Genomic DNA, 14,246 nt, shown 5'->3' with positions numbered 1-14,246 from the left:
TTGTATCTAGCTAAGTTTCTATGTATTTATCCTTGATGGGTCACTAACTATTTACATCAGAACTTTACAATTAGAAGCGGTTAGTGAATCACCAATCAAACCTACGCTTTTTTCCGACTGCTGATTATTCACCTTTCACATCAAAGTCAATCTTGTCTGCACCCGTGAACACTTGGAAGCGTAAACCTTTAGCGCGAGCAATCGTAGTGATGCCGAACTTCTGCGCTAAATCTAAGCCCATTTGTGTAACGCCAGAGCGTGACAGTAGAACAGGGATTCCCATCTGCGCAACCTTAATCACCATCTCAGACGTTAAACGGCCTGTGGTGTAGAAGATCTTATCTTCACCTGTCTCTTTGTTAAGCCACATCTCACCAGCCAATGTATCAACGGCATTGTGTCGGCCAACATCTTCAACAAACGATAGAACCTTGTCGTCTTTGCAAACAGCACAGCCATGAACCGCACCCGCTTTCTTGTAGGTGTCGTTATAATGAGTCAGCGCTTCTAGAGCCGTATAGATTTCAGATTGCTTAATCTTGGTTTGAGGCACTTGGTAATCTTCCAATTGCTTCATCACGTTGCCATACATGGTACCTTGGCCACAGCCAGAGGTGACTGTCTTCTTCTTAAGCGCTTGCTCAAGTTGGCTCGTATCTTCTTTGGTGATAACCGCTGCTGAGCTGGTTTCCCAGTCGATGATGATTGATTCAACGGCTTCTGGATCAGAAAGGAAGCTTTGGTTTTTCAAATAACCCAAGACTAATGCTTCCGGGCGTGAACCCAATGTCATTAGAGTTACGATCTCTTTCCAGTTCAACATAACGGTAAGAGGGCGCTCGCACGCAATTTGTTTCGTTAGCTTTTCGCCATATTCATCAAACACTTCAACTTCGATGGTCTGAAGTGGGTTTTCACTGGTTTTTATTATGTTTGGTTTTACCACAGTCACGTCCTACTTAATGAGATAGCGATTATAAGGGATAAGAAGTTAGGCAAGAGTCATCATACGACTCTTTAGAATACATGCGTTCTCTGTCACTTAGTCAGTCTTAGCTTTAACTCAAGCATTTAGCAATTCTCATTCCAAAATAGCGGCTATTCGAGAAAACATGAAGCATTCGATTAAAATAGCGCAAAATATGAGAGTTCACCGGGTGGAGTTGTCTGAAATAACCAGTATCGACTAACGTTATAGTGACAACTTGATAACGAACGCTATAGATACGCTCTCGCAGTTAATCCGTATTGGCGTGTTTATTGCTTTATGGGGTGTATATGAATGCACACAGTACAAAATGTCCTAAGTGCATTCAGACCAAAGAAAATCAATTGGGTGAAGTATGTCTGAGATAAAAGAATTCAAAGAACAATATGAAAAAACAGAAGCAGCTTGGCCAATCGGTGTCCAAAGAATAGAGAAAGAGATCAAAACTGGCATTTGGGTAACAACTCAATGGGAACTCATCGGTTTTGAATTATCACCTGAACATGAAACCCCAGACGTATGTTTGCTTCAGTTGCACAAAGACGAACGTACCGACTACCGCTTCAATCTAAGCTCTCAGCAACCTAAGCTATTCTTAGTTATGGATAATGTTGACTCCGGTAAACCTATTATTCAATTACTGACAGCATCACAAACAGTCGCAGGCCAATACATGGACGGAGATAACCAAGTATTGTCTTACGACATGCCATTGCCTGTACAAGCTTGGATGGAAGCATTCATCGGTCGTCATGGCGAGTTATTAGAAGCAAGACGTAAGAAACGTAAAGGCGCGGGTCGATCAAATGGCAACTAACTTTTTTAGCCGTTGGTCTCAACGAAAGCTTGATGAATCAACCGACCAACCTTTAGAAGCGCAACAAACGCTTGAGGAAACTGAGCTTACTTCCGCAAAGACTTCGTTTGCTGCTTCATCTATAGACGCAGAAACATCGGAGTCATTAGAGCGTGATACTTTAGAAAATGGTGCTTTAGAAAATGAGTCTCCAGAACACAATGAAGACGCTCTCGCTGTCGATTCTCAAGCTATTGACTCTCAGGAGATAGCATCAGAAACGACTGAAGACTTGTCTGTTGCTCAATTATTGGTGTCAGAAGCTTCAGAAAGCGTAAAAAAAGCGGCATTGCGTAAATTATTCCTCTCAGAAGAATTCAACGTTCGTGATGGTTTAGATGATTACGACGACGATTACAGTAATTTGAAGTCTCTTTCTGAAGGGGTTGCGGAAACCTTGCGTGATTGGGTTAAAGACAAAACGGAAGAAGAAACTGCGCCAGAAGAAGAGCAAATCATTGATAATAAAGACGAAGGTGAAGTTTTAGAAAATTCTGAAAGCGATCTTGAGGTATCTGATAATAAACTTGAAACGTCAGAAAGTGCCGAAATAACCGAACAAGAAAAAGAACTGTATAAAAACACAGTATCGGATAATAACGCTACAATGTCAGACGAAGCAGACCTGAAAGAGGTGGGACAAAATATACCACACAAAGAATAGGTACATTTTGACTAAACACTCAATGAACCGCTTGCGACAAAATGTCCCAAGCGGTTTTTTTATACGCACAATAAACGTTATATATGATTAAATCACTGAAATATAAGGCATATTAAATTGGCATGGCATTTGCAAAATAACGTTCATTATCAACTTTTTTGTAGATAGACGAGTTCACGGTCTGACGAACGACACACTGGCTAAAGGGTTAGTTGTTAACGGATTACTCAGCAAGTTCTCTCTCGCTTACTACAATAAAGGTTGAACAGATTATCCATGTCCAAAGATGGAACTGAGCAATGCTTAAACAATTATTAGAACAAGCAAATTCAAATAACGCTAAAGCAAGACTGTATGCATTTGAAAATACAGTTGAGTTAACAAATCTGATTCCACCTACTGTTAGCTACGAAAGCGGCGGTAATACACTTGTTATTGGTCCAACTGCGATCATTGAAAGTGCTGCGGCTCAATTACCTCAATTGACGAGCCTAACCTTATTGTCAACAGATGGCGAAAAGGGCACAAACCCAGAACTGTACTTCGCGAATTCGGTTCAAGTATCCGGTTTCCTTGGCACGTTTGAAGTTGTGATCGAAAACAAAGGCACATCAAGCAATCTAGCGAAAGTAGCGATTAATCACGATTGTTTCGATGTTGTTTTAGACCTATGTCTGAATAGCTGCATGACAGAAGAAGTACCTGTACCGGGTTATTACCCAGTAGGTCGTGGCTATCCAAAACTTGCTGAAGCACTGGAAGAGATTCCAACGCTTATGGGCACATTTGATAAGCCTAAGTTCTTCCGTCTCGACACTGACCTTTGCGCGCACAGTTCTCGTGGCGTAAAAGGCTGTGAGCGTTGTGTAGATGCTTGTCCTGCTGGCGCACTATCAAGTGAAGGCTCTGATAAGACGGGTCACAAGATTGAGATTAACCCTTACCTATGTCAAGGCGTTGGTACTTGTGCAACTAGTTGTCCTACAGAAGCGATTACCTATGCGCTGCCAAACCCTGATGACACTCAAAAGTTTATTGAACGTACGCTAGCTAATTATGAGCAAGCGGGCGGTCTGGATCCAATCGTACTTATCTGTAGCTCTCGTCATGAGACTTACAATGTAATGGCGCTAAAAGCACTGCCAGATAACGTGATTCCAATTGTCGTAGAAGAACTGCCATCTATTGGTATCGATACTTGGTTTGCAGCTTTAGTTAATGGCGCAACTCAGGTTCTGTTTGCCGCATCTCGCTTTATGCCAGAAACGATCATTCGCGTTCTAAATAACGAAGTAGGGATTGCTCAAGAACTGCTAGATCAAATCGGTATTCCAAAAGAAACCATCGATATTCTGTACTTAGAATCTCTACGTGAATGTCCTCCAACACTTTGTGTGGATTCATTCGACCTTGCACTTGGCGATCTTCAAGGCAACAAGCGCCAACGTCTATTTACAGCACTTGATGCGATGTCTTCAGCTCGTATTCCTGTTGAAAATATTGTTGAGCTTCCGTCAAACGCACCTTACGGCAACGTTTCGTGTGATAGCAAAGATTGTACGTTATGTATGAGCTGTGTGGCTGTGTGTCCGACACGTGCACTTCATACCGACGGGGCTTCTCCATCACTTAAATTTGTAGAACAAGACTGTATTCAATGTGGCTTGTGTGAAAAGGCATGTCCTGAAAATGTTCTGACTCTTACGCCTCGTATGAACTGGGTAAAAGAAGAACGTCAAAAAGCAGTTGTGATTCATGAAGAGAAAGCTGCGGAATGTGTACGTTGCCATAAACCATTCGCACCTCAGTCTATGATTGACATGTTACAGAACAAGTTACGCGGTCACTCTCACTTTTCAGATGAAGCAGCGATTAATCGTATTGCTATGTGTGAAGACTGCCGTGTGGTGGATATGTTCGATTCAATGGCTCAAGACCCATTGAAACAATTGAAATACTAGGAGTTAGCCTTGGAAACGAATTTGGATCAGGCACAAGAACAGACACTAAGAACTGAGATCTATTTGGTTCTATCCGCACTGTTTCGCAGCGCACCTTCTGAAGAGGTGATCGACTTTCTAAAAACACTCGATATTGAAGCGTCTGAAAGCGCAATGCAAAAGGCTTGGATTGCCATTCAACAAGCGGCAACAGAATCAAACCGTGAAGCTCTTGAAGACGAATATCAAGATTTGTTCATAGGTATTGGGCGTGGAGAAGTCGTTCCATTTGGTTCTTGGCATCGCACTGGCGCCATGATGGAAAAACCATTGGCAGAGATTCGTCATGACTTAGAGCTTTTAGGCATTGAGCGTGACGATCAAGTGAAAGAGCCGGAAGATCATATCGCAGCACTGTGTGAAGTGATGGCGATGCTAACGGCTGAAGAAGAAGCACTGCAACAGGCGGTATTCAATAAGCACCTTGGCCCTTGGTTTAACTCTTTCACGCGTCAGCTTGAAGGGGCAGAAAGCGCGAACTTCTACAAATCGGCCGCTCAACTGTGTGAAGCATTCTTAACGTTAGAACAAGTGCGTTTTAGCGTGAATACAAAAAGCAGTAAGCACAAATTAAAGATTGATGTGAAAAACGTCACTGATTACGAGTAATCGAGCAGTACGCGATTATATCGATAGAGGGGCATTAAGCCTCCAAAAAAAGATCTACCGTAAGGTAAGGAAGCAATGATGAAAGATAATAAAGATATAAATACAAGCCGTAGGGATCTACTCAAAGGCTTGACGACTGCAGCCGTTGCTGGTGCCGTTGTCGCTGGTACAACTAAAGTGGCAACCGCTTCAGAAACTGTTGAAATTTCGAAAGAAGACGTGAAGAAGACAGGGTATCGTGAGACGCAACACATTCGCGATTACTACGACACACTTTAGGAGATAACGGATGAAACTTGTCAAACGCTCCGATAGTGTGAGCAAAGAAACCAATCAGCTAGGTGTGTCTCGACGTGCCTTCATGAAAAACACTTCATTAGCTGCTGGTGGCGCAGTGGTAGGCGCAAGTCTATTTGCACCAGGTATGATGAAGAAAGCACAGGCTAAATCAGTCGATCCAGAAGCGAAAACAGAAGTGAAACGTACTATCTGTTCTCACTGTTCTGTGGGTTGTGGTATCTACGCTGAAGTTCAAAATGGCGTATGGACAGGTCAAGAGCCTGCATTCGATCACCCATTCAACGCTGGTGGACACTGTGCGAAAGGTGCAGCACTTCGTGAGCACGGCCACGGTGAACGTCGTCTTAAGTACCCAATGAAATTGGAAGGCGGTAAGTGGAAGAAGCTTTCTTGGGAACAAGCGATTGAAGAGATCGGTAACAAAGCGCTAGAACTTCGTAAAGAGTCTGGCCCTGATTCAGTTTACTTCCTAGGTAGTGCGAAACACAGTAACGAGCAAGCTTATGCATTCCGTAAGATGGCTTCGCTTTGGGGCACCAACAACGTTGACCACCAAGCACGTATTTGTCACTCAACCACAGTAGCCGGTGTTGCGAACACTTGGGGTTACGGTGCAATGACAAACTCGTTCAATGACATGCACAACTGTAAATCGATGCTGTTCATTGGTTCAAACCCAGCAGAAGCTCACCCAGTAGCGATGCAACACATCTTGATCGCGAAAGAGAAGAACAACTGTAAGATCGTTGTTGCGGATCCTCGTCGTACGCGTACTGCTGCGAAATCAGATCACTACGTTTCTCTTCGTCCAGGTTCTGACGTTGCGTTTATCTGGGGTGTGTTATGGCACGTCTTTGCAAACCAATGGGAAGACAAAGAGTTCATTAAACAACGTGTATTCGGCATGGACGAGATCCGTGAAGAAGTCGCGAAGTGGAACCCAGCAGAAGTTGAACGCGTAACTGGTGTTAGTGAAAAAGACGTATACCACACCGCGAAACTACTTTCTGAAAACCGTCCGGGTTGTATCGTTTGGTGTATGGGTGGTACTCAGCACACGACTGGTAACAACAACACACGCGCTTACTGTGTACTTGAGCTTGCGCTAGGTAACATCGGTAAATCAGGCGGCGGTGCAAACATCTTCCGTGGTCACGATAACGTACAGGGCGCAACTGACCTTGGCGTACTGTCAGACACACTTCCAGGCTACTACGGCTTGTCTGAAGGTTCTTGGCGTCACTGGTCAAAAGTTTGGGATATCGACTTTGACTGGGTGAAAGGCCGTTTCGACGACAACGCATACGGCGGTCAAAAACCAATGAACAGTGCAGGTATTCCTGTATCTCGTTGGGTTGATGGCGTACTTGAAGACAAAGACAAGATTCGCCAACGCGAAAACATCCGTGCCATGTTCTACTGGGGTCACGCGGTGAACTCTCAGACTCGTGGTCCAGAGATGAAAAAAGCGATGCAGAAGCTGGATATGATGGTTATTGTTGACCCATACCCAACGGTTGCAGCGGTAATGAATGATCGTACCGACGGCGTTTACCTGCTACCAGCAACGACTCAGTTTGAAACCTACGGCAGTGTAACGGCGTCAAACCGTTCTCTACAGTGGCGTGACAAGGTTGTTGATCCTCTATTCGAATCTAAACCTGACCACGAAATCATGTACCTGCTTTCTAAGAAGCTTGGTTTCTCTGATCAGCTGTTCAAAAACATCCGTGTTGAGAACAACCAACCACTGATTGAAGATATTACACGTGAATTCAACAAAGGTATGTGGACAATCGGCTACACAGGCCAAAGCCCTGAGCGTTTGAAAGAACACCAACAGAATTGGCACACATTCCACAAAACGTCTCTAGAAGCAGAAGGCGGTCCAGCAAATGGCGAGACTTACGGTCTACCTTGGCCATGTTGGGGCACACCAGAGATGAAACATCCGGGTACACACATCCTTTACGATACGTCTAAGACGGTTGCTGAAGGTGGTGGTAACTTCCGTACTCGTTTTGGTGTTGAGTTTGAAGGTCAAAGCCTACTGGCAGAAGACAGCTACTCGAAAGGCTGTGAGATCAAAGACGGCTACCCAGAGTTCAGTGACAAACTACTGAAACAACTGGGTTGGTGGGATGATCTAACTGCAGAAGAGAAAGCGGCTGCTGAAGGCAAAAACTGGAAGACTGACGTTTCAGGTGGTATCCAACGTGTGGCAATTAAACACGGCTGTATCCCATTTGGTAATGCGAAAGCACGTGCGATTGTTTGGACATTCCCAGACCGTGTACCACTGCACCGTGAGCCACTTTACACGCCACGTCGCGACCTAGTTGCTGATTACCCAACGTGGGACGACAAAGAAGCTATCTTCCGTGTTCCTACGCTTTACAAGTCGATTCAAGAGCAAGACAAATCTGGCGAATACCCGATTATCCTGACCTCTGGTCGTTTGGTTGAGTACGAAGGTGGTGGTGAAGAAACCCGTTCTAACCCTTGGCTAGCAGAACTACAGCAAGAGATGTTTGTTGAAGTGAACCCGAAAGATGCAAACGACATCGGCTTTAAAGACGGTGACGATGTTTGGGTTGAGGGTGCAGAGAAGGGCCGTATTAAGGTGAAAGCGATGGTTACACGTCGTGTGAAACCGGGTCTGGCATTCATCCCATTCCACTTCGGTGGTAAGTTCCAAGGCGAAGATTTGCGTTCTAAATACCCAGAAGGCACTGATCCTTACGTTATTGGTGAAGCTGCTAACACAGCAACCACATACGGTTACGACCCTGTCACGTTGATGCAGGAAACGAAAGTAACCCTTTGTAATATTCGTAAAGCGTAAGGAGTCTTAAAATGGCTAGAATGAAATTTCTTTGTGACACCAAGCGTTGTATCGAATGTAACGGTTGTGTCACTGCATGTAAGAATGAAAATGATGATGCTCTGGAATGGGGTATTCAACGTCGTCGCGTTGTGACACTGAACGATGGCGAACCAGGTGAAAACTCTATCTCAGTAGCGTGTATGCACTGTACTGATGCCCCTTGTATGGCAGTTTGCCCGGCAGACTGTTTTGAACATACAGAAGACGGCATCGTGCTTCACAATAAAGATCTGTGTATCGGTTGTGGTTACTGCTTGTTTGCTTGTCCGTTTGGCGCACCTCAATTCCCTAAACAGGAAGCATTTGGTGAGCGCGGTAAGATGGACAAGTGTACCTTCTGTGCTGGCGGCCCTGAAACAGAGCCAGGTTCTGTGGAAGAGCGTCAGAAGTACGGTGCGAACCGTATCGCTGAAGGCAAACTACCAATGTGTGCTTCTTTATGTTCAACCAAAGCACTGCTAGCGGGTGATGCAGAGAAAGTCTCTGATGTATTCCGTCAGCGTGTTGTTGAACGTGGTGCGAAAGGTGCAGGTTGGACAGACGGCAACGACCTTTCTTACGATGCGACTAAGAGCTAAGTAGGAGAGACATATGCTTACAATGTTTAAGCGTCTCTTCCTTGTTGTGCTGCCGATGTTGGCAGCACTAACAATGCTTTCTCCTATGAGTCATGCATCTGAGACGAACTCATCACAAACTCAATCGAGCTCTGCTCAACGAGAAATCACACAGCTTGCTGGTGCCGATTTTTGGCGACAAGTAAGAAATGGTGAGGAAGGTTACACCACATCTCAATCAGCTGAGCACGGTGTGTTAATCAGTACTCCAGGTCAAACTTGGTACATATTGAAAGAGAAGTGGATGTCACCAGCCGGTGCGGTCGCTATCTTTGGCAGTATTGCTTTTGTGACTTTGATGTACGTTGTGATTGGCCCGCTAATGTTAAGCGCGCCAAGAACGGGTCGTAAAATCAAACGTTGGTCTCGACTAGACCGTGCATTGCACTGGAGCATGGCGTTTACCTTCTTAACACTGGCGTTCAGTGGTTTGATGTTGGTTTACGGTAAACACTTCTTGAAGCCGTACATTCCAACGGATCTGTGGGGCTTCATCGTTCTACTAGCTAAGCAATACCACAACTACATCGGCCCAATTTTCTATGTGCTGTTGATGGCTGTTCTTATCAAGTGGTGGCGCAAGTCTATCTTCAAGATGGTCGATATCCAGTGGTTCATGAAACTAGGTGGTATGGTCGGGAAACATAAAGGTTCTCATCCATCTGCAGAGTTTTCGAACGCGGGTGAAAAAGCACTGTTCTGGCTATTGATTGTTATGGGTAGTGTGGCTGCGATCAGTGGCTTGGTTTTAGACTTCCCAATCTTCGGTCAAACCCGTCGAGATATGGAGCTCTCAAACCTAGTCCACATGTTGGCTGCTTTGATCCTTATCTGTGGTTTCGTGTTCCACATCTACATCGGCTTGTTCGGTATGGAAGGGGCACTAGAAGGCATGGTAACAGGCGAAGTTGATGAGACTTGGGCTAAAGAGCACCATGATCTTTGGTACAAAGAAGTGATGGAACAAGAGAAAAACGGCGTTGAACAAAGCGCTAACGCAGCAACAGAGAAAACGGAAGGGGTGAATAAGAATGAACAAACCTCATAAAGGTATTTGGGTCGCTTACATACTAAGCTGCTTTACGCCATTTACTTGTCTTCTCTCTGGTATGGTTGCCATCATCTACGCGGGCTATCGTTTAGATAAAGGTGAAGACGGCGAAGTAGTGGATACCCATTACTACGGCTTGATTCGCTCGTTCTTCTTGAACTTGACGTTCTTTGTTGTACTTATCGTGACAGTAGCGACCTCTAATGGCGTGTTAATCGGTGTGAACGATTACTGGTATCAAAACCATATTATCGATGACATCGCTTACTACATTCCGTATGTAGGCATGCTGTTTGGTGGTGTTGCGATTGTGGTCTGGTTTATCCGCATGTATCAAGGTATGCAGCGTTTAAGTCAAAACCTACCGCAAAACCCGTCGACAGGACCAAACCTGTAACGCTGAGACGTTAATGACATATCTAAAGAAAGCCCAGTGATTCATTGAACTGGGCTTTTTGTTTTTAAGTCCCCGGAACCGTAAATAGTTGTCAGCCGCTATCTGCATCAGAACCTACTTATTGACCGCTTCAATATGGTGCAACTCCCTTATTTGGTGCAATTGTCGTTGCGATTTTTTTTGGTGTAAAGGACCATAAAAGTGCACCTAAATATTTAGACTTTAATAATCAATAAGTTAAAAACAAAACCTGTTGCACGAAAATTACCCCTCACACTTGGAACGCATCTTGCGTTCACTGTTGAGTCTTTAATTAATTACAACATTGAATCGCACGATATCAGTGCAAATCAGATAAAGCGAAGGAGAATGCTTTAATGAGTGAAACGGTGACTCAAGTTCATAGTGCAGTACAAACCCTTACCCAAAGTTCAGATACTTTATTCCTATTACTCGGCGCCATCATGGTTTTCTTGATGCACGCTGGCTTTGCATTTCTAGAAGTCGGTACCGTTCGAAAGAAGAACCAAGTCAACGCGCTGGTTAAGATCCTTTCCGACTTTGGTGTCTCCGCCATTGCTTACTTCTTTATCGGTTACTGGGTTGCTTACGGTGCACACTTTTTTGCAGACGCAGAAACACTTTCGCAAGGCAACGGATATGAACTGGTTAAGTTCTTCTTCCTAATGACATTCGCAGCGGCAATTCCTGCGATTGTTTCTGGTGGTATCGCAGAGCGTGCTCGTTTCTATCCAATTTTGATTGCGACACTGTTTACGGTTGGTTTCATCTATCCATTTTTTGAAGGCATCATTTGGAACGGCAACTTTGGATTCCAAGATTGGCTAGAAGGTCAGTTTGGTTACGTGTTCCATGACTTCGCAGGCTCGGTAGTGGTTCACGGCGTAGGTGGTTGGATTGCTTTGGTCGCAGTTTACTTCTTAGGGATGCGTAAAGGTCGAATCCGTGCAGGCAAACACACCAACTTCGCACCATCGAATATCCCATTCTTAGCACTAGGCTCTTGGATCTTATGTGTGGGTTGGTTTGGCTTTAACGTGATGTCAGCTCAAGCGATCAATGGCATCAGCGGTCTCGTGGCAATGAACTCTCTCATGGCCATGGTTGGCGGTATTCTTGCGGCTCTAATTGCAGGTAAAAATGACCCGGGCTTCATCCACAATGGTCCTTTGGCTGGTCTCGTCGCTATCTGTGCGGGCTCAGATTTGATGCACCCACTTGGCGCTTTGGTGACGGGCGGTGTGGCAGGTGCGCTGTTTGTTTACCTATTTACTTATATGCAAAACAAAACACAGATCGATGATGTACTGGGTGTATGGCCTCTACACGGCGTATGTGGTGCCTGGGGTGGCGTTGCTGCTGGTATCTTCGGCCAACAAGCTTTCTGGGGTCTAGGCGGCGTGAGCTTTGCTTCTCAGTTGATTGGTACAGTCGCAGGTGTTGCTGTTGCTTTCGTCGGCGCGTTAATCGTATACGGTGTGTTGAGCAAACTAACAGGCCTACGCTTAAGTGAAGAAGATGAATTCAACGGTGCGGATCTTTCTATCCATAAGATCTCTTCTATCAACGAAGACTAACGTTGTTCACTTGGTGGGGTAAAGCACATCAAGTAGACAACTGTTGAACAGAACTAAGCGGCTTCGGTCGCTTTTTTGTTTCTATGGATAGCAAAACAGAGAATTTGAGTAACAACAACCACAACTATCAAGCGAGTTATGTCACAAATAGCCAATGAATTCAGTTGCCTAAGACTATGGTCTAATCCCCAAAACTATTGTTGGAATTTGAACAGTGCTAAGCTGTTACAAAGTGACATATCTAAAAGGACGTTATATGCATTTCCCATATCGAAATATCGTAATTCTTACTGGCGCTGGCATCTCTGCAGAGTCGGGGATACAAACATTCCGAGCACAAGACGGGCTATGGGAAAACCACAAAATCGAAGATGTAGCGACGCCTGAAGGGTTCGCAAAAGATCCTGACTTGGTACAAGCCTTCTATAACAAGCGTCGTCACGGCCTGCAAAGTGAGAGCATTCAGCCCAATTCAGCCCACAAGGCGCTGGGAGAGCTCGAAGACAAGCTTGATGGTAAAGTTACCATCATTACTCAAAACATCGACAATTTGCACGAGAGAGGCGGTAGCAACAACATTATTCACATGCATGGTGAACTTTTAAAAGCGCGTTGCAGTGAATCCAATCAAGTTGTAGAGCACAAAGGCGATATTGAAACGGGTGAACTTTGTCATTGCTGCCAAATCCCTGCACAAATGCGTCCACATATTGTTTGGTTTGGCGAAATGCCACTAAGAATGGGCGACATTTATTCCGCACTGGAAGAAGCGGATCTGTTTATCTCTATCGGAACTTCAGGTGTTGTTTATCCAGCGGCAGGCTTTGTTCACGATGCGAAAATGCATGGTGCACATACTATCGAGATAAACCTCGAACCAAGTGCGGTTGAAAGTGAATTTGAAGAGAAGCGCTACGGAAAGGCGAGTATCGAGGTGCCTAAACTGGTTGGCGAGTTATTATGTACAGAGAAAGGTTCTTTAACGGCCTAAGCCTTGTCTTTAATAACACACATCAGTTTCTGAATCTGAAAAAATAAAGCGGCTTACGCCGCTTTATTTACTTAACTTCTTAACTAACAATAACTTAGTTGTTTACTTTAAGTTTTTGGAAGTACTCGTCATAAATAACGCTCGCTTCACCAACTTCATCTTGCCACACACCGTTATCCATCACTGATTGTGGTGGGAAAACGTTCTTGTCTTCAGCAAATTCTTTAGGAAGAAGAGGGTAAGCGGTTTTAACTGGTGTCGGGTAACCGATCTCTAGAGCAATTTTCGCAGCGTTCTCTGGGCGAAGAAGGAAGTCGATCATCTTATGAGCCGCTTCAGTGTTCTTAGCGCCTGCTGGAATTGCTAGGCTGTCCATCCAGAAGATAGCGCCTTTTTCTGGCCAGATAATGTCAATCGTTGCGCCTTCTTGGCGTGCCATGTAAGCAGAACCATTCCAAAGCATACCAAGAGACACTTCACCTGCTAGGTAAGGGTTCGCTGGGAAATCTGAGTTAAATACCAATACGTTTGGCATTAGCTTACGAAGTTCTTCGTAGGCTTCTTTGATTTCTTCAGGGTTAGTCGTGTTTGGAGAGTAGCCCAGTTTAGATAGAGCGATATGGAAAACCTCACGAGAGTCATCCATCATCATCAGTTGACCTTCCCACTGCGTATCCCACAGATCGCCCCAGTTTTTAACTGAAGACTTGTCTAGCATGTCTGAGTTGATACCAATACCCGTCGCACCCCAGATGTATGGGATTGAGTAGTTGTTATTTGGGTCAAATGGCTTATCTAAGTAATTTGGATCCAAATCTGCAAAGTGGCTTAGCTTGGTTTTATCAAGCTCTTGAAGCATGCCTTCTTTACGCATCTTAGAAACGAAGTAAGTAGAAGGAACCACTAAGTCGTAACCCGTACCTTGAGTTTTTAACTTAGCGTACATGCTTTCGTTAGACTCATAAGTTGAGTAGTAGACTTTAATGCCCGTCTCTTCTGTGAAGTCTTCTAGTACTTCATTTGGAATATATTCAGACCAGTTGTAAAAATACAGTTCTTGGTCAGCTGCGAAAGAGGGTGTAGAAAGTAAAGTAGCAGCACACAATGCGCCGGTATACAGTGTTTTTTTCATTACTGTTCCGTTCATTTGTTTGATTTGGAGCTGGGTAGTGAACCCAAGGTAAAGGATTTCGAAAAATCGCGCTATATTATAGCAGCGATATAATAAAATAGGCAGCCTAAGCTGCCTATTCATTGATATTCTTATTTTTAACTTATTGATTATCTA

Annotated in this window: 13 protein-coding genes; 11 read left to right on the top strand and 2 right to left on the bottom strand. The window is 44.5% G+C overall.

Features of this window, described 5'->3' with window-relative positions:
• Positions 1-124: 124 nt before the first annotated feature.
• Positions 125-946 (bottom strand): formate dehydrogenase accessory sulfurtransferase FdhD, encoded by an 822-nt coding sequence (locus AB4161_RS01325; protein ID WP_017068189.1) that lies wholly within the window; start codon positions 944-946, stop codon positions 125-127.
• A 397-nt stretch (positions 947-1,343) separates the two neighbouring features.
• Here AB4161_RS01325 and AB4161_RS01320 point away from each other — a divergent pair, with 397 nt between their 5' ends.
• From AB4161_RS01320 to cobB, 11 genes are all read left to right on the top strand, one after another.
• The gene (locus AB4161_RS01320; RefSeq protein ID WP_017059618.1) at positions 1,344-1,805 is read left to right on the top strand and encodes a DUF3305 domain-containing protein; all 462 of its coding nucleotides are present in this window, start codon (positions 1,344-1,346) and stop codon (positions 1,803-1,805) included.
• Positions 1,795-2,508 (top strand): DUF3306 domain-containing protein, encoded by a 714-nt coding sequence (locus AB4161_RS01315; protein ID WP_372082603.1) that lies wholly within the window; start codon positions 1,795-1,797, stop codon positions 2,506-2,508. Before AB4161_RS01320 ends, AB4161_RS01315 begins: the two co-directional genes overlap by 11 nt.
• Positions 2,509-2,807: 299 nt before the next feature.
• Positions 2,808-4,469, top strand: coding sequence for a 4Fe-4S dicluster domain-containing protein (locus AB4161_RS01310; RefSeq protein ID WP_017059620.1), 1,662 nt, complete (start codon positions 2,808-2,810; stop codon positions 4,467-4,469).
• Between the two features lie 9 nt (positions 4,470-4,478).
• On the top strand, positions 4,479-5,117 hold the full coding sequence (locus AB4161_RS01305; RefSeq protein WP_017059621.1) for a molecular chaperone: 639 nt from the start codon (positions 4,479-4,481) through the stop codon (positions 5,115-5,117).
• A gap of 78 nt (positions 5,118-5,195) precedes the next feature.
• A complete protein-coding gene (locus AB4161_RS01300) occupies positions 5,196-5,396 on the top strand; it encodes a twin-arginine translocation signal domain-containing protein (protein WP_008217926.1) in 201 nt (66 codons plus the stop codon).
• Between the two features lie 10 nt (positions 5,397-5,406).
• Positions 5,407-8,262, top strand: a complete 2,856-nt coding sequence (locus AB4161_RS01295) for a formate dehydrogenase subunit alpha (RefSeq protein WP_017063869.1) — start codon at positions 5,407-5,409, stop codon at positions 8,260-8,262.
• A gap of 11 nt (positions 8,263-8,273) precedes the next feature.
• On the top strand, positions 8,274-8,882 hold the full coding sequence (gene fdh3B, locus AB4161_RS01290) for a formate dehydrogenase FDH3 subunit beta (protein WP_004742271.1): 609 nt from the start codon (positions 8,274-8,276) through the stop codon (positions 8,880-8,882).
• A gap of 13 nt (positions 8,883-8,895) precedes the next feature.
• Entirely contained in the window at positions 8,896-9,969 is a 1,074-nt protein-coding gene (locus tag AB4161_RS01285) for a formate dehydrogenase subunit gamma (RefSeq protein WP_012603931.1), read from the top strand.
• Complete coding sequence (locus AB4161_RS01280; RefSeq protein ID WP_102393733.1) at positions 9,953-10,369, top strand: hypothetical protein; 417 nt, start codon at positions 9,953-9,955, stop codon at positions 10,367-10,369. The genes AB4161_RS01285 and AB4161_RS01280 overlap by 17 nt, the downstream gene beginning before the upstream one ends.
• 377 nt (positions 10,370-10,746) lie before the next feature.
• Complete coding sequence (locus AB4161_RS01275) at positions 10,747-11,967, top strand: ammonium transporter (protein WP_017059625.1); 1,221 nt, start codon at positions 10,747-10,749, stop codon at positions 11,965-11,967.
• A 256-nt stretch (positions 11,968-12,223) separates the two neighbouring features.
• Positions 12,224-12,958 (top strand): Sir2 family NAD+-dependent deacetylase, encoded by a 735-nt coding sequence (gene cobB, locus AB4161_RS01270; RefSeq protein WP_017063867.1) that lies wholly within the window; start codon positions 12,224-12,226, stop codon positions 12,956-12,958.
• A gap of 94 nt (positions 12,959-13,052) precedes the next feature.
• Here cobB and AB4161_RS01265 read toward each other — a convergent pair whose 3' ends face one another.
• Positions 13,053-14,090 (bottom strand): extracellular solute-binding protein, encoded by a 1,038-nt coding sequence (locus tag AB4161_RS01265; protein WP_017059627.1) that lies wholly within the window; start codon positions 14,088-14,090, stop codon positions 13,053-13,055.
• Between the last annotated feature and the right edge of the window lie 156 nt (positions 14,091-14,246).

Source organism: Vibrio sp. 10N.286.51.E5 (genome assembly GCF_041469125.1).
Classification (GTDB): domain Bacteria; phylum Pseudomonadota; class Gammaproteobacteria; order Enterobacterales; family Vibrionaceae; genus Vibrio; species Vibrio crassostreae_C.
Note: the sequence above shows the minus strand (reverse complement) of the source record. Positions and strands in the feature narration are given on the sequence as shown.